The sequence below is a fragment of the Flavobacterium sp. 2755 genome (assembly GCF_031455715.1).
Taxonomy (GTDB): Bacteria; Bacteroidota; Bacteroidia; order Flavobacteriales; family Flavobacteriaceae; genus Flavobacterium.
Genome location: NZ_JAVDTG010000004.1, coordinates 298,721 through 319,229, shown reverse-complemented (window position 1 = coordinate 319,229; position 20,509 = coordinate 298,721). Strand labels below are relative to the sequence as shown.

The window sequence follows — 20,509 nt, the reverse complement described above, 5'->3', positions numbered from 1 at the left end:
TTCCTTACCTGCATGATTAAGAATTCACTTTTATAAAAACAGAGAGTAAAGTATGGTAGACTAAGCTAAATTGTAAATAAAAGCTGCATAGTTTAGTTTACTAACTAGAAAAATACTTACTTAATAATACAATAAATCAAATATTTAAGAAATTTACTATACTCAAATTTAGGCGGTATAGTATTCAGTTTTTTATATAATTTCCTACATATTTTATATAATTTCCATTTTACGTTCCGTTTTTTATAAAAGTGAATCGCTATTAAAGAACTTTTTTGACTACATTAGTTTTAAAAAGATTAGAATATCCTCTAGCAATTAGCCTTGTTTCAGTTTCATTCCAAATCTCGCATTGTGCATTCACAAATTGTTTTCCTTTTTTTATTATAGAAGTTTTCGCCAGAATATTGTCTCCGGAATGAGCAGGAGCGAAGTAATCAATAGTGAGGTTTATTGTGGTGTAAAAATGTTCCTCGTCAAGCGAAAATAACGTTGCACCAATACAATCATCAACAATTGCCGCCGTTACTCCGCCGTGTAAAGATTTAATTGGGTTGGTCATTTCTTCCCTAATATGGTATTTAAAAGTCACCGTTCCAGGCTCAGCCACAACAACGATGGGTTTCATCCAAAGCATAAATGGAGAAGGCGAAAGCACAAATTCCCCGCCAATGTGATCTTGTAATACTTGTAATCTTGTTTTTGTTGTCATTATTGTAAATTTAAATTAGTAATTATACCAATCGGTATATTTTTATAGCTAAAAAAAGCAATCGTTGAGTATTGCTTTATTCTAAGTCGTCTATAATTTTATAAAGCGATAGCATTATGGCAGATAAATCGGTGTCACTTCCCGTTAATTTGCTTATCATCATGCCGCCTTCAATCAATGCAATTATGGTTAAAGCCGTGTTTTCTGCATTTATCGATTTTGCCTTAAATTCACCTGCCTTAATTCCCTGATCGATGAGGTACATTAATTTTTCTTTCCAATAAAGCAGCGTTCTCTCGGCATATTTTTTAAGAACCGGATGCGTATCATCAGATTCTATGGCTGTATTCAAAATCGGGCAGCCGCCAAGTGTTACATCTAAACTTGGATATTTAGCGTAAACACGCGGATAAACCAACAATTTGTCTTTAAAAGTTCTTTGTTTTTCGATTTCCCGACTTAAAACATCATGAAGTTTTTTGACATTAAACTTAAAAGAAGCAACCGCAACTTCATCTTTATTTTCAAAATTACCATAAATACTTCCTTTGGTAAGACCCGTTGCTGTGGTCATATCATTTATAGAGGTACCGCTGTATCCCTTTGTATTAAAGATCGGAGCGGTTTTTTCTATTATAAATTGCTTGGTTTTTTCTGCTTTACTCATCTTGAAATGATTTAGTTATACAAATATATACCAATCGGTATAATTTTAAATTTTTTTTGCTTAATTATTTTTTATGAGATTATTGTGATTGGGTTTTAATCTCTAAAAATTGAAATTTAGTATCTTAGTATTTCTTGCAAAACGAGAGTTTGCAAAACAATTATTTTCAATTAAAAATAGTAAAATATGCCTTGGAATCCAGATGTTTATAATAAGTTTAAAGATATTCGATACAAACCGTTTTATGATTTAATTGAATTTATACAACCCAAAAACGGAATGAAAGCTATTGATTTAGGATGCGGTACGGGAGAACAAACTTCTATTTTGGCAGATAAATTTAAAGATGCCCATTTTATTGGTGTAGATTCTTCTGCAGAAATGTTGGAGGAATCAAAATCCTTAGAAACTAATAACCTGCATTTTAAAAAAGCAACTACCGAAGAAACCATTAATTCTGGAGAAAAATGGGATTTGATTTTTAGTAATGCCGCGCTGCAATGGTCAAACGATCATGAAAGTTTATTTTCTAATTTATTAAAACTACTCCATAAAAACGGACAGTTTGCCGTACAAATGCCGGTTCAGCCAGAAAATAAACTAAATAAAATACTTTCTGAACTTGTGGATGAAGAACCGTTTAAATCGTATTTAAACGGTTATAAAAGAGATTCTCCTGTTTTAGGTCTTGATGAATACGCCCAAATACTTTTTGACGGCGGTCTTACGGATATTGAGATACTACAGAAAGTTTATCCAATTATCGCAGACGATCACGATACGCTTTATAATTTTATTTCGGGTTCGGCATTAATTCCTTATATCGAAAGGCTTGAAGGTGAACAGAAAGAACTTTTTATTAAAACATATAAGGAAAGAATTGCGGTAAATTTTCCTAAACTTCCGGCCATTTATTCTTTTAAGAGGATTTTGATGTATGGGAGGAAAGGTGAGTAGGTTAGTGATCAGTTAGTTAGTGAACAGTTATTAGTGAATAGTCAAAAGTAAAAAGCCTGTAGATTTCTCTACAGGCTTTTTTGAATTAATAGTCAAATTTAGTCTTTATATAAAATAATTACAGCTTTGTAGCCCGTACCAACATTCCATTGGCTGGCTTCAATTACTTTTCCGTTGTCATCATAAACCTGAAATTCGGCAGTGTTTGGTGATGCTGAACCTTCGTTTAAGGCTTCAAAATCAATTTTATTCATTCCTTTTACCAGGTTTATTTTAAATCCTTTAAATTCTCCAACCAAACTAACTTCCGGTTCGATCACTTTATCATTAAGATATACTCTAATTTTATCTCCGTCTACAAAAGCGGCATCACGGTAACGAATGGTTGAGGTTGTTGATTTGGTTACAAAACCTCCTAAATATTCATTTCGTCTGTAAAAAATTCCCTCAACATTGGCCTCTCTTTTATAAAGCGTGTTATCCTTAAAAAGTTCCTCAGGGTTTATTTTTAAAACAATCGGATCTTTTGCAAGGGTAGGCTCATTTGGCGGCGGCGTTTCTGTTGGCGGAATAACTTCTTTAGTTTCCGGAGTTTTAGATTGTATAGGCTGATATTTTCCTTTAACTTCTTGCTGCGCAGTAACGTGCAGGGAAGCTCCAATTATCATTAAAAACAATATTTTTTTCATACTTAAATTTATTTTGAAATGTATTTGAAGTCATTTTTAACTTCTAAATATCTATTTATAACAATCGATTGAGCCATTTATTGCCCAAAAAAGCAATTAAATAGCCAGAAGTAGAAGTTTTGTAATAATCGTATCGAAATAGTGTAAAGATTTGTTTACATATCTGGGTAATTTTAAAAATTGTAATTATTTAATATTCAGGAGATGCATTTATCATTTAGAAAAATAGTATTTGGAACATTTTTGTGTTTGGCAGTTAACTTGCACGGACAGCAAAAAATTGACAGTGAAAAATGCCGTTATACCAAAACAACTTATGGTTATTTGATGGTGTTGCGTGAAGGGGATAATGTACTCAACTTGATTGAAAACTTAGCCAGAGAACAACAGATTCCTTCGGCAAATTTTACCGGAATTGGTTTTGCACAGGAAGTTATTTTTGGATTCTACGATTTTAATCAAAAGAAATTCCATCCCAAAACATTCAATAAGGTCGAAATGGGAAGTTAACGGGCTCGATTGCCTGGAATGAAGGAAAACCGTCTCTGCACATTCACGGAGTTGCCACAGATGATAAATTTGATGCGTACGGCGGACATATTCTTGCCTTGAAGGTTGGAACGGGTTCTATGGAAATTTATATAACCGTGAACAACGAAAAACTCGAAAGAAAAATAGAACAGCCATTGAATGCTAATGTATTACAGCTTCCATGTTTAAAATAAGTTAAGCCTATAAATTTAAAAATTACAGTTATGAAATCATTATTCAGATCAAATATCGCAGTAATTCTTGTTCTCGCCGCAGTTTTATTTTCATGTAAAAACAATCAGGATGGTTACAGTGACGAAATTGAAACCACAACCATTCCAGACAGCACAAAAAAGCCTGTAGATAGTACAGGTAAAAATGAAACGGGAACGAACAAAAGTACCGGCAAACCAATTACAGGCGCTGCAAGTACAACAACCAATAAAGATTTAGGAAAAGAAGGCACAGCTAACGGCGGAACCGGAACCGGAATTGGCCCGGGCGAAGATGCTCAGGACGGTTCAACTTATACCAGCTCTTCAAAAAAGCAAAATATTGATAAAGATTCAGTTAGAATAAAACCTAGAAAATAGTTTATTCAATACTGGTTAATGCTGTTGGCGAATAGCCAAATTGCTTTTTGAATGCAAAAGAAAAATGGGAAAGATTCTCAAAACCAACTTCGTAATAAATTTCGGTTGGTTTTTTTTTGTTTTCTGCCATATGATAATGCGCTAATTCGAGTCTTTTTTTAGTCAGCCACTTTTGAGGCGTTGTATTAAAATATTTCTTAAAATCCCGATTAAAAGTAGATAAACTGCGGCCTGTTAAATACCCCAATTTTTCCATTGGCATATTAAACATAAAATTGCGCTGCATAAAATCGATCAAATCAATTTTGCCCGGTTCATCAAAACTTGCTAAAACAGCATCTATTCGTTTGTCGATTGTTCTTAAAATAGTGATGGCTTCGGTTATTTTTAAAGAAGCAATATCTTCGGGGAAATCGCCTTCAATATCAAAATAAGGCATTAAAGATGCCAGACAGCTTTCTAATAACGGATGATTGCTGTAAGAAATGATTTTTTGATCTGAACCAGTTTTGGTACTTAAATCAATGTTTTTATAAAACTCTTTTAAACGTTTTACCGAAAGATGCATGACAACTGTTTTGTGCGGCTGGCCATTTTTGGGATAATTGATAATAGTTGCCAGTAAATTTCTGGGAATAAGGAAAATATCTCCGGATTTAAAAGTAAAAACGGCATCGGTTTGTATGATTTTGGTTTCTCCGGAAATAAACCAAATCAGCATATGATCATCAAAAACCAAATCAGATTTGAAGAACTTATCTTCATAACAAGAAAGTTTGATCTCGGGAGTTAAATATTTTGATATATGTTCCATTTTACAACTGTTTTAACCGCCAGGCTTTTTCTTCGATTATCAAAGATAAAAATCCTGACGGTATATTATTTTCTAAATCTTGATTAAATAACGTCAAATGACATTCCTAACAAACGTTCGCTTAAATCCCAAAGCCTTTTCGCATTATCCTCATCTACAGAATAAGGCTGAACGCCAAATACAGTTGAAGGATCATCAAATTTGTGTTCGACTTCTCCAAGATCTAAACGGGCAACATCAGCATCTTCACAATAAACCCCGCCAATATTGTTCAATAAAGGGCTTACAGCACACCAAACCGTAGTTGCAGCGCCCTGAGGAACGGTTTTTAATAAAGCGGCAACTTCTGGTTTTAAATTTCCGTCTTGATCATGCGTTCCTAGTTGTTTAAACAATTCAATAGGTTCATCTCTTCCTAACTCAGTTCCCAAAACACTTCCCGGATGCAGTGAATACGCCCTTACATTAAACTCTTTCGCACGATTGTCTAATTCTAAAGCAAACAAATTGCAGGCAGTTTTTGATTGTCCGTAACCTTGTAAAGTATGGTATTCACGATGAAGAAAATTAGGATCGTCAAAATTAAACGGTGCCATTTGATGCCCGAACGAAGATACATTTATTACTCTCGCTCCGTTTGCTTTTTTTAACGCAGGAAATAATTTTGCCGTAAGCTGAAACTGTCCCAAATAATTGGTTACCAATTGCGATTCGTATCCGCGTTCGTCTCTGCGTAACGGAACCCACATAATTCCTGCATTATTAATAAGAAGATGAAGCGGTCTTCCCGAAGAAATGAACTTTGCCGCAAATGAATCTATAGAATCCGGATTCATGAAATCTAAAGCTTCTAATTCTACATTAGTAATTCCTTCCAGATTTTTTTGCGCTTTTGCAATATCTCTTGCTGCAACAATTACAGTTGCTCCGGCGTTTACAAGTGTTTTAGTAGTTTCTAAACCAATTCCCGTGTGTCCGCCCGTTATAATGGCGATTTTTCCTGTTAGGTCAATTCCTTTAATTACATCTGCCGCAGTCGATTTTGCATTAAATCCTGATTGTAAAGGGTTTTGTAATGCTCCCTGATAATTATTTGTTTTCATTTTTATAAATGTTTAATTGTTATGAAGCAAAATTATAGAGAAGCAAAACTTTCGATTTTGTTTAAAACGCCAATTTACTTTGTTTAAAACGTCATTTCAAATTCATTGGTTTTAAGTATCTTTAACTGCTATAACCAGTCAATTAAAATTGAATTTATGAAAGCATTGGTAATTGGGGCTACGGGCTCAACCGGAAAATATTTGGTAGACGAGCTGCTGAAGGATAACGATTATACTTCTGTCGTAACTTTTGTTAGAAAACCTTCGGGAAAAGAACATTCTAAATTAACAGAACATATTGTCAATTTTGATGATATTGAATCTTTTAAAGATCAAATAAACGGAGATGTTTTGTTTTCCTGCCTCGGAACAACTTTAAAAGCTGCGGGATCAAAAGAAAAACAATGGAAGATAGATTTTGATATTCCGGCTGCATTTGCCGTTGCAGCGAAACAAAATGATGTAAAATCTTTTGTACTCGTTTCTTCTTACGGAGCTTCTGCCACAAGCAGTGTTTTTTATTCTAAAATGAAAGGAAAGCTGGAAGATTATATCGCAGATATTAATTTTGGGCAATACATTATTTTTAGACCTGGACCTTTGGTACGTGAAGATACAGACCGATTAGGCGAAAAAATTTCGGTTAAACTTTTCAATTTTCTGAATTCCATCGGGATTCTTACCAAATTGAAACCAATTGAAACACAGCTTTTGGCGCAGAAATTAGTTAAGGCTCCAAAAATTCTTCCGACAGGAAAGAAAATAATCGAACTTAAAGAAATTTTTGAATTTTAATGCCTTAAATCCATTCTCCGGATGCATCATAATCATCTGGAAGATAGGTAAGATATTGCACCATTCTAGGGCTTAAGCCTTTGTTTGGTGATGCGCAATGCGGTAAAGTATTCTTCCAAATTATAAAATCGCCTGCATTGCCCGTTATAGGCTTTGGTTTCAAGGTTTCGATGGCTTTATTTCTTGGATTTTCATTTGGTTCAAGATTATCGAGCCAGTTATTTATTTTGTTATGAAATCCCGGAACACAATGAAAAGCACCGTCATCAATTCCGCAATCCGTAAGATAGAGTAGTCCCTGAAACCCAAAAGTAATGGGCTGTTTTAAACTAATATCCCAATGCAGCGGACTTCCTAAAAAAGTAAAATCGTTAGTTTCAGGCGGGTTAAAACTGACTTTGTCAATCGTTTTGTAAATTTTGGTTGAATTATAAAGCTGTTCGTAAGCCTTTTTTATTCTTGGAGAAAAACGGTTTTTATTTAAGGTTTCATGATCAGAAAAATTAAGCATTAAACCTTTTTGATCTTTATGTCTTTTGTACCAGGTTTCACTTTTATCGGGATCCATTTCTAAATAATCCCAAATGGCGTTAACGGTATCATCGCAGTCTTTTTGCGAAACGGCATTTTTTACAATTACATAACCATTTTTATTCCAGAACTCAAGATCTTGTTCTGAAAGTACATTGTTTATAGTATCAGCGACAGTATTTTCGTTTTTCTGTTGATGGTTAATCCAGATTTTAAAAGTTTCAAAATCAGGTTTTTCAAAATATAGAAACTGAACCGTATCTTCCATGCTGATACCTAATTGGAACAAGGTTTTAATTTCAAGATCCCATTGTGCATCCGTTATAACAGTGGAAGTATTTATAGTGCGGTTCCATAAATTTTCGAGAATATTCCAGGGCATATTTTATTGTTTCAAATCGTCAGGAAGATAATCAAAATACAATTGAAGTGAAAAATCTCCCATTATAATATCATTTGCTACAAATAAATGACCATTAGGAATGTCACCAACTGCTGCATTTGTTGAAATACTATGAATACCGCCGCGAAATGAACCTGCTTTAACCGATTCTATATGAATGGGATTACCTTCTTTATTGACAAGTTCTTGTCCCGGCTGCAATTGCGAAGCCGGAGCGTATTTTCCGTTGCTGAGTAAAAAAAGCTGGTCTGCGCTGCAGGTAATATTTTTTGATGAACCTTGAGAGTCCATTAAATCCAGATAAATCATGCGGGTTTGTTTTCCACATTCGATACCATTGCTAAACGAAACTTTTGCCTGAGAAGCTGTCAGTTTAACGGTACCTGATTCTAATTTCGCAGAAAAAGCTAAAATTGAATCTCCTATTTGAAAGGACTGGATATCTTTTTCTCCGTTGGGAGTTGAGATTTTTGCAGAATAAGCGAAATCATTACTATTTAAGTGTTTTACAGATTGATTTGGGCTTGTTTTCATATGGTGCCGATATTTAGTTAAAACTGCTTATACGTAATTATTATCTCAAATTTAATTAATTATTTTTTCTTTTTCTTAGGTATAAATACCTGTTTTTGTGTTCGTTGCAGGTTAAAAAAAAAGTGCTTAATCTTTTGATAAAGCACTTTTAAATTTTTTTGAGATTCAGATTAATCAATTTTATACGCATCGTCGGCAAAAGTTTGTGGCTCACGATCATTTTCATCATAATCTTCTACCAAATCGTCGTCCAGATCATCTTCATCTAAATCTTCTTCTTCATCCAAATCATCTTCTTCTAATTCACTTTCGTCAAAATCCTTTTCTAAATCTTCATCGTCATCTCTTTCAAGCGCATTCGAAAATTCATTATCCAGATAATTCTGGTCTTCGTTTAAAGAATAAGCCTGTTCAAAATCATTTTCATCTCCAATGTGTTCTTGTTGATATTGATCTACATAACTTTGATTGTCGTTTGTGAAATTACTATCGTCCTGATCGTAATATCTATTATTATCTGCCGTCATATGAATGTTTTTTAAATTAAGTCAGCAGCGAAATCTTGATTTAAATTTCACGCTATTTCAAAAGTACTCAGATAGATGGCATGTTTTCTTATACTATTTCGGCAAACAATTACTTAATTATCATTGAAGGTTTATGAATAAGCAATAATCAAAAGCAATAAATCTTTTATCTTTGATTTGGTAAAACTGAATTATGGAAAAACTGCGAAAACATATTGAAGAAATTATTCCCGTAACGGATGAAGAATTTGAATCGATCAAACCATTTTTCACTATACGAAAGGTTTTAAAAAATCAATATTTGATTAGTCAGGGCGACGAAGCAAAGTACGAATACATTATTGTAAGCGGTATTTTCAGGGTTTTTTATCTTGATGATGACGGAAAAGAACATATTGTACAGTTTGCGACAGAAAACTGGTGGATGTCTGATTATATTTCCTATTTCAACCAAAAGCCCGCTAATATGTATGTTGTATGTATGGAAGCGGGAGAAGTTTTGTGTTTAACGCTCGAAGGAAGAGAAAAACTCTCGATTGCACTGCATAAAATGGAACACTTTTTTAGGGTTAAATTAACCAAAGGATATATTGCGCTTCAGCAGCGAATAATCTCCTTACTTTCTAATAAACCGGAGCAGCGATATAAAGAATTTGCCAATCTCTATCCTAATTTAATGCAGAAGATTCCCAAAAAATATATTGCAGAATATTTAGGTGTAAGCCGTGAAACCCTTAGCAGGCTTTACTCCAGCAATAAATAGCATCATTAAAACCTCTCAAAGTGTGATTTTCGTCACACTTTTTTTGTGACTTGTCTCCTCGCATTCAGGAGGCATACCGATATAAATTTGTCTTGTAAATAATTCATAACCAATTAAAAAATAATACAGATGAAAAAAATTATGATTTTGACAATGGCACTTTCCTTTTTTGCAGCTAGTGCACAACCTAAAAAAGAAAACAAAGTATCGGAAGAAAAAACAAACCACAAAAATGAAACGAAAATGAAAAAGAGAATTTTAATTATTGTATCAAATGCAAATACAATTGGTCCAAACAACAGAAGAACAGGAAGTTTTCTTCCTGAAGTAGCACATCCTTATGCTGAATTTGACAGAGCTAATTATCAAATTGATTTTGCAAGCTTAACCGGAGATACTCCGTATTTAGACGCTCTTAATTTAGCAGGCGACCCAGACAACCTTGCTTTTTTAACTGGAAAAGGATGGGAAACCATGCAAAAAGCAGTAAAGTTATCTAATGTTGATGTAAGTACTTACGATGCCGTTTTTGTTCCCGGCGGATTAGCACCAATGGTTGATATGCCTGAAAACGCGCTTCTTAAAAAAGTGATCAAAGAAACTTACGAACGCAATGGAGTTGTTGGCGCTGTCTGTCACGGTCCTGTATCTTTATTAAACGTAAAACTAAGCGACGGATCGTATTTGGTAAACGGTAAAAACATTACCTCATTTACAGATGAAGAAGAAAAAGGGTACGCTATTGCCGATGTACCATTTTTATTAGAATCGGCATTGACAAAACAAGGCGCAAAATTTCACGCTGCCGCAGTTTGGTCAGCGCACAGTATTGCTGATGGAAATTTGGTTACAGGTCAAAACCCTGCATCTGCAAAAGGAGTAGCCGAAAAAATGATTGTTATTTTAGAAGCTCCTAAAAAATAATAAGCTGATTCTATTGACCTCTTCCAAAATTAGAAAGAGGTCAATATGATTTTAAAAATCAATTATCTCATCAAAAGAAAACAAAATGAAAAATCAAAATCCAATTCATGTTTTCGCAACATGGAAAGTTAAAGAAGGTCAAATAGAAAACGTTTTACAGCTATTAAAAACAGTTCAGGAAAAAAGTATTCAGGAAAGCGGAAACTTGTTTTACAACATTCACCAAAGCATTACAGATGTAAACACAATTGTATTGTTTGAAGGATATACCAGCGAAGAAGCTGTAACAGAACACCGAAATACAGCCCATTTTCAGGATTTAGTTCTTGGGCAGATTGTCCCGCTTTTAGACGAAAGAAATATTATTTTGACTTCGCCAATACAATAAACAGAATATTTTAAAAATTAAAACCGCTAGAATGCGGTTTTTTTATGCTTGTTAATTTAAAGCAAAGCTAAATCTGAAATCTAAATTCAAAAATCTAAATTAGTGTTATATCGCCACTTTTACATATGATAGCGATATATAGTTAATAACGATATTTAGAAAAACAGGTAAAGTCTTTATAATAAAGTGTTTCATATAAAGGCATCATTTTGGTTTCCTTGTTGGTATTCGAATAATCGAAAATCTAAAAAAATTACCAACAATTAATTTTAAAAAAATTATGAAACCAATTTTTAACCAAAATTTTGGGTCTTTAAAAGTATTTATAGGCCTTTTAATCATCAGTTTATTTTCTCTAACCTCTTGTAATAAAAAAGAAGAACCGGCAAAAGCAGCCGAAGAAACTACAGTTGCAGAAGATACCGCTACGGTAAAACCCGCCAATCCACCGGCTAATTTTAAACACCAAACTGCTTTAGTAAATGGTGTCAACATTCACTACGTTATAGGCGGAAAAGGGGAACCGCTTGTACTTGTTCACGGTTTTGGACAAAACTGGTATATGTGGAACCGTCTTTTACCAGAACTTTCGAAACATTTTACGGTAATCGCACCAGATTTAAGAGGAGTAGGCGAGTCTGATAAACCAGAAGGCGGTTACGACAAAAAAACAATGGCAACTGATATTCATGAGTTAGTAAAAAAACTAGGTTATAATAATATCAATCTGGCAGGTCACGATATTGGACTTATGGTAGCGTATGCTTATGCGGCACAATACGGTTCTGAAGTTAAAAAACTGGCATTAATGGACGCTTTGCTTCCGGGAATTGAGCCAGTTTGGTCACAGGTTTCAGCTTCTGCATGGTGGTTTGGATTTTTTGCATGGCCAGCTTCGGGAGATATTGTTAAAGGAAAAGAAAAAGAGTTTTTGACTAATTTCTGGCCAATGGTTGGACACGTAAAAGATCCTTTTACGCCAGAAGAAACAGCAGAATTTGTTAGGGCATATGCTGTAAAAGATGGTGCAAAATCAAGTTTTAAATGGTTTGGGAATTTTCCTCAGGACGGAAAAGACAATTTGGTTTTTGCCAAAACAAAACTAAAAATGCCTTTACTGGCAATGGGCGGCGAATATTTTGCAGCAGCGTTCCTTAAAGACCATTCTAAACTGGTTGCAGAAAACGTAACCGAATCTAAAATTGCAGGTTCAGGACATTGGCTGGTTCAGGAAAATACAGCGCAGGTTCAAAAAGATCTTTTAGCCTTTTTTACTGCAAAATAACTTCAACTTAATAATTGAAGAATCTAAGCTATTTTCTATAAACCATATCTAATGAAAACTAAAAAAATCATTTTAAGATTTACAATCATCGTATTGCTTATTCTAAGTAATGCAGCGGCTTACGCACAATTTCCTATGCCGGATCATGTTCCTATTTGGGATGCAAATACGGTAACTTTAAAACTTCATAAAATTGCAGAAAATGTCTATTCAGTCGCGCCGGAAACGGTTGAAGCCGAAACGACAAAAGGTATTGCACAAGCAACATCTGCAGGTTTTATTGTGGGCGAAAAAGGAGTATTGGTAATTGAAACTTTGCTGAGTAAAAGATTGTACGATCAATTGTATAAACTAATCAGATCTGTAACCGATAAACCTATTGTTTATGCTGTAAACACGAGCGATCATGGTGATCATTGTTTTGGGAATTATTTACTTCCGAAGGAAACTATTATCATTCAGAACGAATTCTGCAAAGAAAACCTTTCTAAAAATTACGAGAATATCAAACAGTTTATGATTATGCTTTTTGGTAAAGGCAGAGGAATTGAAGAAAGCGTTTATCGTCCGGCAGATATTACAATCGCTATCAATCAAAACCTAAAGATTGATATGGGAAAAGGAAACGTTGTGGAAATTATAAACGTGGGAACGGCGCAGTCTCCGGCAGATCTTTTTGTGTATTTAAAATCACCGACGGGAAATGTGCTTTGGGCAGGAAATCCGTTTATTGCCGAAAGTCCGACAATTCCGTGGTTGTTTGACGGTTATTTTCTGGAACCTGTAAATAACCTGAACAAGATTTATAATATGATTGGCGATAAAGATATTGTAGTTCCCGGACACGGCCGAATTACCAATAAAGCCGGAATAAAATATACGATTGATTATGTTGAAGCATTAAAAACAAACGTTGAAAATGCGGTAAAAAAAGGGCTGACTTTAGAAGAAACCAAAACCGCTGTTAAAATGAAAGAGTTTGACAAAGGTTATGAACTTTTTAACTGGCTTCATTTTAATTTCAATATTCCGAATGCGTATAAGGATATCAAACAAAACAGCCCAAAATAATGCTGTTTACAACTTGTAAATGTTTTAAAATAAGGACAATGAAAAATACAATTTTAATACTGATTTTGTTCATTTCATTGTCCTGTTTTGGACAGCAGTATCCTGATTTTAAATCGCTTCGGTATGATGAAAATTATAGTTTCCTAAAAAACGATACCACAACTGATAATTGGTATAAAACAATGAAGTTTTTACCGCTTTCGGCATCTAAAGAATCTTATATTAGTTTTGGCGGAAGTATACGATACCAATATTTTTATGCCGAAAATGAAAATTGGGGCGACGGCCCGCAAGACAGTGACGGTTATGTTTTATCACGCTATTTGTTCCATGCAGATTTTCATACTGGAAAATTTTTCAGGGCTTTTGTACAGACACAAAGCAGTTTAGCCGACAGCAGAATTGATCCGAGTCCGGTTGATCAAAATCCGTTGGAAGTGCATCAGGCTTTCGCCGATTTTAATTTCATAAATGAAAAAAATCATAAGCTTATTTTAAGGACAGGAAGGCAGGAACTCACGTACGGATCACAGCGTTTGGTTGCTATGAGAGACGGACCAAATAACCGCCAGTCTTTTGATGCCGTAAAAGTGATAACTTCAAAAAACAATGTTTCGGCTGATTTTTTCTACAGTCATTTTGTTGTGGCGCATGACGGAATTTTTGATGATAATTCTACTCCCGAAAGACAGTTTTGGGGCAGTTATTTTGTAATTAATAAAGTTCCGCTTATCAAAAATATCGATGTTTATTATTTTGGATATGAAAGAACAAAAGCCACATTTAATGACGGGGCAGGAAAAGAAGAACGGCATTCTGTAGGAACCCGAATATGGGGAAAAACCGAAAACTGGCGTTACGACGGAGAGGCTTTGTATCAGTTTGGTGATTTTGCTTCAAAAGATATCAGCGCGTGGACAGCTTCGATCAATTTGGGATATCGTTTTAATGAAATAAAATTTCGTCCTGAACTGAGCTTTAAAGCCGAAGCCATAAGCGGTGATAAACAAATGGGAGATAATCAATTGCAGACTTTTAATCCGTTGTTTCCACGTGGAGGATATTTTGGTTTAGCCTCTATAATTGGCCCGTCAAATCTTCTGGATTTTCATCCCGGAATAAGTTTACAACTGAGTAAAAATATTGACTGGGTTATCGATTATGATATGTTTTGGAGATACAGCAGCAATGACGGAATTTATGGACCAAATACTTTTTTGATCTATCCGGGAGATACAACATCAAGCAAGAAAATTGGAAACCAGCTTGAAACTGAGGTAATCTGGCAGCCAAATTCGTATCTTTATTTTCGTTTTGAATCCACATGGTTTAATGCGGGAGATTATATAAAAGCTTCGGGAACGGGAAAAGATATTTTTTTCGCCGGAATTACGATGCAGCTTAATTTTTAGATTTTAAAAAATTGTAATTAAAATGAACCGGATTGAAAATGCCAATTTCAATTCGGTTTATAAATCATGAAAAGCTATGAATTATCATAAATTATTTGAACCGTACGAATTAAGCGGAAATCAATTAGAAAATCGTTTTTTAATGGCTCCCATGACGCGTTCAAGAGCTTCACAGCCAGGCGACATTCCAAATGCTTTAATGGCCGAATATTATGCTCAGCGAAGTACGGCAGGTATCATAATTACAGAAGCCACTCAGGTTTCATTGCAGGGAAAAGGCTATGCGAACACGCCCGGTATTTACAGCAAACAGCAAATTGAAGGCTGGAAATTAATAACAGATGCGGTACATCAAAACGGAAGTAAAATATTTCTTCAGTTATGGCATGTGGGAAGAGTCAGCAGTTCAAAAGTTAACGGATTACAGCCTATTGCGCCTTCGGCATTAATAGCTCAAAACACCAGTGTTTATGTATTTGATGGCGCTGTGAACGGAGATGCAACTTTTGTTCCGGTAGAAGAGCCCAGAGAAATGACTAAAACCGATATCGATACTGTAATTCAAGAATTTGTACAAGGAGCTAAAAATGCAATTGAAGCCGGTTTTGACGGAGTTGAAATTCACGGTGCAAATGGTTATTTGATCGATCAGTTTTTGCGAAGCAACAGCAATAAAAGAACTGATGAATATGGCGGAACAAAAGAAAACAGAATTCGGTTACTGATTGAAATTTCAAAAGAAGTAGCAAATGTCATCGGTAAAGAAAAAACAGGAATACGATTATCTCCCTTTATCAGTTTTAAGGATATGAACGATCCTGAAATTCTGCAAACCATAATGATTGCGGCGGCTGAATTAAACAAACTCGACGTTGCTTATATTCACCTTTGCGAGGCCGACTGGGATGATGCACCTCAAATTCCGCTTGATTTTAGAAGAGAGCTCAGAGACACATTTAAAAAGACCATTATTGCGACTGGAAATAAAACTCCAGATGAAGCGGAGAAATTGCTTCAGGAAAATTTGGTGGATTTAGTGGGTTTTGGCAGAAAATTTTTAACCAATCCCGATTATCCTGCTAAAGTAAAAGAAAACTTCAGATTAAATGAAATTTCAGACACTCATACTTTATTTGGCGGCGGCACAGCAAGAGGTTATACAGATTATCCTTTTATGAGGTAAATATTTATCACTAAATCAATAAATTATTAATTTCAAATAAACCCAACAGTCCCGAAGCCTCGGGATAAAACCTGTCGGGTTTTAGGTTTTAGCAGGGCGGGGCTTCGACTTCGCTCAGCCTGAAAGTAAATTATGAAAATAATTGTCATCCTGAGCGAAGTCGAAGGCTGGGTTTACGTAAAAGAACTTCGACTTCGCTCAGTCTGACATTTCTGGATTTAAATTTAAAAAGCTATAACTTTTTATCAATTAAAAATTCAGACAAAAATTCAATTTTTATAGTAGTTCCATTTTGATTTTCAATTAAAAGTTTAGCATCCAGATCATCACTTAAACCTTTTATCAAACTCATTCCAAATGAGTTTTTTCTTTTTGAAGAAATTGCAGCATCAAAACCAATTCCGTTATCAGCGATAGTCAGCAGATAATAATTTCCGGTTGTTTTTTCTACCGAAACATAAATCATTCCCACAGCATAATTTGGAAACGCATATTTTATCGAATTTGTAATAGCTTCATTTAAAATAAGCCCAAGCGGAACGGCCTGTGCCACATCTAACTCTAATGGTTCTGCTTTTATTTCAAACCGAATTCTTTGTCCCAAATTGAAAGATTCCTTTAAATATTCAGCTAATTCTTTAATGTATTTCGGCATATTAATTGTCGAAATATTTTCAGAATTATATAATTTTTGATGGATTAAAGACATTGAATGAATTCTGTGCTGGCTGTTTTTTATTGCCGACAATGCCATTTCATTATCTAAATAAGCCGATTGTGAATTGAGCAGGCTAATAACGGTTTGCAGATTGTTTTTTACCCGATGATGTATTTCTTTTAAAAGCCATTCTTTTTCATCAAGCAAATGCCGCAGGTTTTTATTTTTTTGGTTTATTTCTTTTTCTTTCAATTCAAGTTTAACATTATTTCGCTGTTTCAGTCGGTATCTGTTAAATAGTAAACCAATAATAATTAAAAGCAAAATAAGACTCCAAATAGATAATGTATTTAAGAGTTTTGATTTTTTCAGCTCACTTTTTTGTAATATGGATTGTTTACCTAAAAGCTTTATTTCGTGTTCTTTATTTTTGGTTTGATACTGAATTATAAGTTCTTCTATTTGTTTGTTTTTTGAAAAATTAACGACAGAATCATTTATCTTTTTATAATTTTTATAATGGTTTAAAGCAGATTGATAATTTCCTTGCGCAGAATCGATTATAGACAGCGAGATTTCGAGATTTTCAGAATTATAATTTCTTTTATATTTCTTTGACAATGCTAAAATTTTATCTGTATATAACTTTGCTTTTTCAGTTTGATGTCTGCGGGCATAAAAAGAAGCCATTGAAGAATAAGCATTTAAAACATCCATTAATGTTTCGGGACCAGACAATTGACTGGCATAACGGTCCATTTCCTTAAAGTATTTTTCTGCTAAAACAAAATTATTTATCTGCGCATAACAATTTGCTTTCGTACTATTCACAATCATTTTATCAAAAAGATCAACAGGCGGATAATCTGCCGTCATGGAATTCAAATAATTAATGGCTTCCTGATTTTTTCCTTTAGATGACATGGCCAAAACCAGACTAACGTAACTTCTGTAAAAGCCTCCGCTGTTCATATTTTGATGTCCCATTTCGACACTTTTTTTGTAAATATCGAGGGCTTCTTCATAATGTCCAAGTGTCAAATACACGTTTCCAAAACGCAGGTAAAAAATGTCTGCAAAGTTATAATCCTGAATAGTTTCCATTGTTTTTATACTTTTTAAAGCATAATGCAAGGCACTTTTTGTATTGTAAAGAAAGAGTTCTATATATGAAATAGTAGCTTCGGTAAAATGAGTATGCTTAAAACCTATTTTTCTCTGATCGTATAAACTTTGATAAAATTCTTTTAAGGCAAGTTTTACATTTCCTTTCCCGTAATGAACGGTTATCAGCCTCATATGGTTTTCTATTTTCTTTTCTGGCAGATTTAACTGCGTATAAAGTTTTATAGCTTCATTTAAAATGATTTCTTTTTCAGGATCTGAATTTGAAAGACATAGCGCCTCGCTTGCTAAAGCATCTGCAAGTGATTTTAAATCATTTTGCTTTCGGCATTCCTTTATAACTTTGATGAAACAATTTTTACTTTCTGCAAAACGAGATGCCTGTGCATAATATTTTCCAAGCAATAATAAACTCTGCTGCTGTAGTTTTTTATCTTTCAGCTTATTACTTTCTGTTAAAGCTTCATTTATAGAAGTAAAAGCATTTTGAAGGTCATTTGCTTTTGTTCCGGTTTTAAAAAGATAGAAAGAGCCCAGCTGCAAAAGCATTTTAATTTGAGTATCATTTTTTGATTTGGATAAAAGCTTTTTATAGGCGCTGATATTTCCTTTTTCGATAAGTTCATTGCCTATTAAACTTGCATTACTGTCATAACCTTCATTATAACTTAAATAAACAGGTAATTTGTAAGCTTTACAGGTTAATACAACCGAACTGTCTTCATCAATTTTTCCCTGATTTTTAGCATATAAAAACATTGAACCAAACTGGATCAGTAATCGTTTTTTCTTTAAATCATAATCTGCAGTAGAAGATGTTGTTTGAGAAATACTATGAAACGAAATAAAAAGCAGAATAAAAGCATAAATTTGTTTCATAAGTATTTAATAAATAACGACTTAATTGATCGTTAATGAACAAATATAGGGATATAAATCAAGTCTTTAGAGTTCTCCGGCTTGTATCTGCTATCATAATTTAACAGTTAATATTGATTTTCATAACCTCTTGTTTAAAACTATATTTTTTCTGTTAAATAATTTTAGAATAAATTTCTGTTCTTTGCAGTAATAAAATAAGGAATACAGTCTTTGCTGAAAAAATTGGTGTACAATATTATTTTGAACATTGAGTTAAGACTAAGGATCATATTTACGTTATGGACAATAAAAAGTTTATATTAAGTTTAAAAAATGGTAATGAAGCTTCTTTTAAAGAAGCTTACCTAAATTACTACGATAAACTTATTGGTATTGCCAGACGATTTAATTTTACAGTTCTTACTCCGCAGGATTTTGTTCAGGAAACTTTTTTAAGACTTTATAATAAAAGAGAATTACTTAACGAAGATGTTTTATTCGATAAACAGCTCTTTGTTATCTGCAAAAACATTATCATCAATCACGTTAACAGGGAAAATAAAATAATTCAGCTCGATACTTCAAATTTTGAAATCGAAAATGAAGATTATGATGATGTGATTTTTGAAGAAAGAAAAGAAAAACTGTATGCTTTTATAAATTTACTTCCGGAGCAGCAGCAAAAAATATTTACTTTACACAAACTGGAAAACCTTAGCTATAAGGAGATTGCGGCAATGACAGACCTTTCTGAAAAAACAATTGCCAATCATATTTACCTCGCCAGTAAATTTATTCGAAAAAAAATCGAAAACGATTAGGAACTTTTTTGTTCTCGTTTGTTATACTAATAAACAGAAACAAAAATGCATATTGAATCTTATAAAACTGATGTTAAAACCAAGGAAGATGCAAGCTTTATTGTAGTGCTTCTTAGGTTTATCATTTCTGATTGTTCGATGGATTTTGTGGTAGATGATAGTAATCATATTCTAAAAATCGAAACGAACAGAGAGATTAAAGAAATGGTGTATGGTGTTTTTAATAAACAAGGATTTTATTGTCAAAAACTTTAACGCACTAAAGACATGGACGAAAAGAAAATAGAAGAGGAATTGAAAAAAATATGGGACGAAATCCCTGTTTCACATTCTGATAATGAAAAAGAGATGTCTTGGGAACAATTCCAGGCAAAGGCATTTTCTCCAAAAAAGAAAAAAAATAACTCTTGGCGTTATTTTGCGGCAGCGGCGGCTGTTTTGATTTTTGTTCTTATAGGAACCGGACTTTATTTTAACGGAAGTGATCCTGTAAGGAATAATATTCAACTTACCGAAAATGTAATTGAAAATACAACTTCGATAATAAAAACGGCTGTTTTACCAGATAGTTCAAGAGTAGAATTGAGCCCGAATTCTAAAATTTCGTATGCCAGTAATTTTGCATCAAATAGAAAACTTGAAGTTTCCGGAGAAGTTTATTTTAAAGTAACAAAAGATAAAAAACATCCGTTTCAGGTATTTTGCAACGAAACAACCACTACAGTTTTAGGAACTTCTTTTACAGTAAAAGGATATACTCAAAAAGGAGTAACGGTTGAACTTTATGAAGGAAGTGTTCAAATGAATGTAAAAGACCGCAATGAAAAATGGATTTTAAAACCGGGCGAAAAATTTACATACGGAAACCAAACTACATCGGTTACAGAATTCAACCGATTTATAGATTTTGATAATCAAAAGCTAACAGATGTAAGCACTTATATCGAAACAAATTACGGTTATAAAGTAATTATGCCGCAGGAATACGAGAACCAGCGAATCACGATACGCATCAATAAAAAAGAAGATTTAAATACGATTATCCAATTAATATCAGAAATGTATAACCTAAACTATGAAGTAAATGAAAAATTAAAACAAGTTACTTTTCAATAGAAAAGAAAAGGATGCACTAGCCGCGAAACTAAAAACATCCTTCCTA

24 protein-coding genes are annotated in these 20,509 nt (G+C 33.7%); 15 read left to right on the top strand and 9 right to left on the bottom strand.

What is annotated here, in order from left to right; translation table 11 throughout:
• Window positions 1-262: 262 nt before the first annotated feature.
• Window positions 263-712 (bottom strand): PaaI family thioesterase, encoded by a 450-nt coding sequence (locus J2Y38_RS11670; RefSeq protein WP_309842589.1) that lies wholly within the window; start codon window positions 710-712, stop codon window positions 263-265.
• A 76-nt stretch (window positions 713-788) separates the two neighbouring features.
• A complete protein-coding gene (locus J2Y38_RS11665) occupies window positions 789-1,379 on the bottom strand; it encodes a TetR/AcrR family transcriptional regulator (protein ID WP_309842588.1) in 591 nt (196 codons plus the stop codon).
• 186 nt (window positions 1,380-1,565) lie between these two features.
• On the opposite strand from J2Y38_RS11665, the gene J2Y38_RS11660 reads away from it, so the two are divergent.
• Window positions 1,566-2,336, top strand: a complete 771-nt coding sequence (locus J2Y38_RS11660; protein WP_309842586.1) for a methyltransferase domain-containing protein — start codon at window positions 1,566-1,568, stop codon at window positions 2,334-2,336.
• A gap of 98 nt (window positions 2,337-2,434) precedes the next feature.
• Here J2Y38_RS11660 and J2Y38_RS11655 read toward each other — a convergent pair whose 3' ends face one another.
• On the bottom strand, window positions 2,435-3,025 hold the full coding sequence (locus J2Y38_RS11655; RefSeq protein ID WP_309842584.1) for a hypothetical protein: 591 nt from the start codon (window positions 3,023-3,025) through the stop codon (window positions 2,435-2,437).
• 204 nt (window positions 3,026-3,229) lie between these two features.
• Between J2Y38_RS11655 and J2Y38_RS11650 the strand changes: the two genes are divergently transcribed.
• Genes J2Y38_RS11650 through J2Y38_RS11645 form a run of 3 tightly spaced genes read left to right on the top strand, consistent with a single transcriptional unit; the run spans window position 3,230 to window position 4,149 of the window.
• Window positions 3,230-3,535: a DNA-binding protein gene (locus J2Y38_RS11650; protein ID WP_309842581.1), complete on the top strand. Its 306-nt coding sequence runs from the start codon at window positions 3,230-3,232 to the stop codon at window positions 3,533-3,535.
• A gap of 8 nt (window positions 3,536-3,543) precedes the next feature.
• Window positions 3,544-3,750 (top strand): hypothetical protein, encoded by a 207-nt coding sequence (locus tag J2Y38_RS24580; RefSeq protein ID WP_409025143.1) that lies wholly within the window; start codon window positions 3,544-3,546, stop codon window positions 3,748-3,750.
• Window positions 3,751-3,780: 30 nt separating this feature from the next.
• Complete coding sequence (locus J2Y38_RS11645; RefSeq protein WP_309842579.1) at window positions 3,781-4,149, top strand: hypothetical protein; 369 nt, start codon at window positions 3,781-3,783, stop codon at window positions 4,147-4,149.
• 1 nt (window position 4,150) lies between these two features.
• On the opposite strand, the gene J2Y38_RS11640 is transcribed toward J2Y38_RS11645, so the two are convergent.
• The gene (locus tag J2Y38_RS11640) at window positions 4,151-4,963 is read right to left on the bottom strand and encodes an AraC family transcriptional regulator (RefSeq protein WP_309842576.1); all 813 of its coding nucleotides are present in this window, start codon (window positions 4,961-4,963) and stop codon (window positions 4,151-4,153) included.
• A gap of 83 nt (window positions 4,964-5,046) precedes the next feature.
• On the bottom strand, window positions 5,047-6,066 hold the full coding sequence (locus J2Y38_RS11635) for an SDR family NAD(P)-dependent oxidoreductase (RefSeq protein ID WP_309842574.1): 1,020 nt from the start codon (window positions 6,064-6,066) through the stop codon (window positions 5,047-5,049).
• 156 nt (window positions 6,067-6,222) lie between these two features.
• Here J2Y38_RS11635 and J2Y38_RS11630 point away from each other — a divergent pair, with 156 nt between their 5' ends.
• A complete protein-coding gene (locus J2Y38_RS11630) occupies window positions 6,223-6,861 on the top strand; it encodes an NAD(P)H-binding protein (protein ID WP_309842571.1) in 639 nt (212 codons plus the stop codon).
• Between the two features lie 4 nt (window positions 6,862-6,865).
• On the opposite strand, the gene J2Y38_RS11625 is transcribed toward J2Y38_RS11630, so the two are convergent.
• From J2Y38_RS11625 to J2Y38_RS11615, 3 genes are all read right to left on the bottom strand, one after another.
• A complete protein-coding gene (locus tag J2Y38_RS11625; RefSeq protein ID WP_309842569.1) occupies window positions 6,866-7,774 on the bottom strand; it encodes a phytanoyl-CoA dioxygenase family protein in 909 nt (302 codons plus the stop codon).
• A gap of 3 nt (window positions 7,775-7,777) precedes the next feature.
• Window positions 7,778-8,329 carry a hypothetical protein gene (locus J2Y38_RS11620; protein ID WP_309842567.1) on the bottom strand — a complete coding sequence of 184 codons (552 nt, stop codon included), beginning with the start codon at window positions 8,327-8,329 and terminating at the stop codon, window positions 7,778-7,780.
• A 170-nt stretch (window positions 8,330-8,499) separates the two neighbouring features.
• Window positions 8,500-8,856, bottom strand: coding sequence for a hypothetical protein (locus tag J2Y38_RS11615; RefSeq protein WP_309842566.1), 357 nt, complete (start codon window positions 8,854-8,856; stop codon window positions 8,500-8,502).
• 193 nt (window positions 8,857-9,049) lie between these two features.
• Here J2Y38_RS11615 and J2Y38_RS11610 point away from each other — a divergent pair, with 193 nt between their 5' ends.
• From J2Y38_RS11610 to J2Y38_RS11580, 7 genes are all read left to right on the top strand, one after another.
• Window positions 9,050-9,619: a Crp/Fnr family transcriptional regulator gene (locus J2Y38_RS11610; protein WP_309842565.1), complete on the top strand. Its 570-nt coding sequence runs from the start codon at window positions 9,050-9,052 to the stop codon at window positions 9,617-9,619.
• 129 nt (window positions 9,620-9,748) lie between these two features.
• Window positions 9,749-10,543: a type 1 glutamine amidotransferase domain-containing protein gene (locus tag J2Y38_RS11605; RefSeq protein WP_309842562.1), complete on the top strand. Its 795-nt coding sequence runs from the start codon at window positions 9,749-9,751 to the stop codon at window positions 10,541-10,543.
• 85 nt (window positions 10,544-10,628) lie between these two features.
• The gene (locus J2Y38_RS11600; RefSeq protein WP_309842560.1) at window positions 10,629-10,931 is read left to right on the top strand and encodes a putative quinol monooxygenase; all 303 of its coding nucleotides are present in this window, start codon (window positions 10,629-10,631) and stop codon (window positions 10,929-10,931) included.
• A gap of 280 nt (window positions 10,932-11,211) precedes the next feature.
• Entirely contained in the window at window positions 11,212-12,216 is a 1,005-nt protein-coding gene (locus J2Y38_RS11595) for an alpha/beta hydrolase (protein WP_309842558.1), read from the top strand.
• Window positions 12,217-12,267: 51 nt separating this feature from the next.
• Window positions 12,268-13,287 carry an MBL fold metallo-hydrolase gene (locus J2Y38_RS11590; RefSeq protein ID WP_309842556.1) on the top strand — a complete coding sequence of 340 codons (1,020 nt, stop codon included), beginning with the start codon at window positions 12,268-12,270 and terminating at the stop codon, window positions 13,285-13,287.
• A 38-nt stretch (window positions 13,288-13,325) separates the two neighbouring features.
• Window positions 13,326-14,699 carry an alginate export family protein gene (locus J2Y38_RS11585; RefSeq protein WP_309842555.1) on the top strand — a complete coding sequence of 458 codons (1,374 nt, stop codon included), beginning with the start codon at window positions 13,326-13,328 and terminating at the stop codon, window positions 14,697-14,699.
• 76 nt (window positions 14,700-14,775) lie between these two features.
• Window positions 14,776-15,882 carry an alkene reductase gene (locus J2Y38_RS11580; RefSeq protein WP_309842553.1) on the top strand — a complete coding sequence of 369 codons (1,107 nt, stop codon included), beginning with the start codon at window positions 14,776-14,778 and terminating at the stop codon, window positions 15,880-15,882.
• Window positions 15,883-16,114: 232 nt separating this feature from the next.
• Here J2Y38_RS11580 and J2Y38_RS11575 read toward each other — a convergent pair whose 3' ends face one another.
• Entirely contained in the window at window positions 16,115-18,544 is a 2,430-nt protein-coding gene (locus J2Y38_RS11575; protein ID WP_309842551.1) for a histidine kinase dimerization/phosphoacceptor domain -containing protein, read from the bottom strand.
• A 281-nt stretch (window positions 18,545-18,825) separates the two neighbouring features.
• Between J2Y38_RS11575 and J2Y38_RS11570 the strand changes: the two genes are divergently transcribed.
• The 3 genes from J2Y38_RS11570 to J2Y38_RS11560 are packed head-to-tail and all read left to right on the top strand — an operon-like array spanning window position 18,826 to window position 20,463.
• Window positions 18,826-19,347 (top strand): sigma-70 family RNA polymerase sigma factor, encoded by a 522-nt coding sequence (locus J2Y38_RS11570; RefSeq protein ID WP_309842548.1) that lies wholly within the window; start codon window positions 18,826-18,828, stop codon window positions 19,345-19,347.
• Between the two features lie 45 nt (window positions 19,348-19,392).
• Complete coding sequence (locus J2Y38_RS11565; protein WP_053470363.1) at window positions 19,393-19,602, top strand: hypothetical protein; 210 nt, start codon at window positions 19,393-19,395, stop codon at window positions 19,600-19,602.
• 12 nt (window positions 19,603-19,614) lie between these two features.
• Window positions 19,615-20,463, top strand: coding sequence for a FecR family protein (locus tag J2Y38_RS11560; protein ID WP_309842547.1), 849 nt, complete (start codon window positions 19,615-19,617; stop codon window positions 20,461-20,463).
• The last annotated feature ends 46 nt before the right edge of the window (window positions 20,464-20,509 follow it).

Coding starts and splice junctions, on each gene's coding strand:
- J2Y38_RS11615 (WP_309842566.1), bottom strand. CDS start 8,856: ATGACGGCAGATAATAATAGATATTACGATCAGGACGATAGTAATTTC.
- J2Y38_RS11590 (WP_309842556.1), top strand. CDS start 12,268: ATGAAAACTAAAAAAATCATTTTAAGATTTACAATCATCGTATTGCTT.
- J2Y38_RS11650 (WP_309842581.1), top strand. CDS start 3,230: ATGCATTTATCATTTAGAAAAATAGTATTTGGAACATTTTTGTGTTTG.
- J2Y38_RS11570 (WP_309842548.1), top strand. CDS start 18,826: ATGGACAATAAAAAGTTTATATTAAGTTTAAAAAATGGTAATGAAGCT.
- J2Y38_RS11575 (WP_309842551.1), bottom strand. CDS start 18,544: ATGAAACAAATTTATGCTTTTATTCTGCTTTTTATTTCGTTTCATAGT.
- J2Y38_RS11605 (WP_309842562.1), top strand. CDS start 9,749: ATGAAAAAAATTATGATTTTGACAATGGCACTTTCCTTTTTTGCAGCT.
- J2Y38_RS11660 (WP_309842586.1), top strand. CDS start 1,566: ATGCCTTGGAATCCAGATGTTTATAATAAGTTTAAAGATATTCGATAC.
- J2Y38_RS11630 (WP_309842571.1), top strand. CDS start 6,223: ATGAAAGCATTGGTAATTGGGGCTACGGGCTCAACCGGAAAATATTTG.
- J2Y38_RS11610 (WP_309842565.1), top strand. CDS start 9,050: ATGGAAAAACTGCGAAAACATATTGAAGAAATTATTCCCGTAACGGAT.
- J2Y38_RS11655 (WP_309842584.1), bottom strand. CDS start 3,025: ATGAAAAAAATATTGTTTTTAATGATAATTGGAGCTTCCCTGCACGTT.
- J2Y38_RS11620 (WP_309842567.1), bottom strand. CDS start 8,329: ATGAAAACAAGCCCAAATCAATCTGTAAAACACTTAAATAGTAATGAT.
- J2Y38_RS11665 (WP_309842588.1), bottom strand. CDS start 1,379: ATGAGTAAAGCAGAAAAAACCAAGCAATTTATAATAGAAAAAACCGCT.
- J2Y38_RS11625 (WP_309842569.1), bottom strand. CDS start 7,774: ATGCCCTGGAATATTCTCGAAAATTTATGGAACCGCACTATAAATACT.
- J2Y38_RS11560 (WP_309842547.1), top strand. CDS start 19,615: ATGGACGAAAAGAAAATAGAAGAGGAATTGAAAAAAATATGGGACGAA.
- J2Y38_RS11585 (WP_309842555.1), top strand. CDS start 13,326: ATGAAAAATACAATTTTAATACTGATTTTGTTCATTTCATTGTCCTGT.
- J2Y38_RS11670 (WP_309842589.1), bottom strand. CDS start 712: ATGACAACAAAAACAAGATTACAAGTATTACAAGATCACATTGGCGGG.
- J2Y38_RS11640 (WP_309842576.1), bottom strand. CDS start 4,963: ATGGAACATATATCAAAATATTTAACTCCCGAGATCAAACTTTCTTGT.
- J2Y38_RS11595 (WP_309842558.1), top strand. CDS start 11,212: ATGAAACCAATTTTTAACCAAAATTTTGGGTCTTTAAAAGTATTTATA.
- J2Y38_RS11635 (WP_309842574.1), bottom strand. CDS start 6,066: ATGAAAACAAATAATTATCAGGGAGCATTACAAAACCCTTTACAATCA.
- J2Y38_RS11645 (WP_309842579.1), top strand. CDS start 3,781: ATGAAATCATTATTCAGATCAAATATCGCAGTAATTCTTGTTCTCGCC.
- J2Y38_RS11565 (WP_053470363.1), top strand. CDS start 19,393: ATGCATATTGAATCTTATAAAACTGATGTTAAAACCAAGGAAGATGCA.
- J2Y38_RS11600 (WP_309842560.1), top strand. CDS start 10,629: ATGAAAAATCAAAATCCAATTCATGTTTTCGCAACATGGAAAGTTAAA.
- J2Y38_RS11580 (WP_309842553.1), top strand. CDS start 14,776: ATGAATTATCATAAATTATTTGAACCGTACGAATTAAGCGGAAATCAA.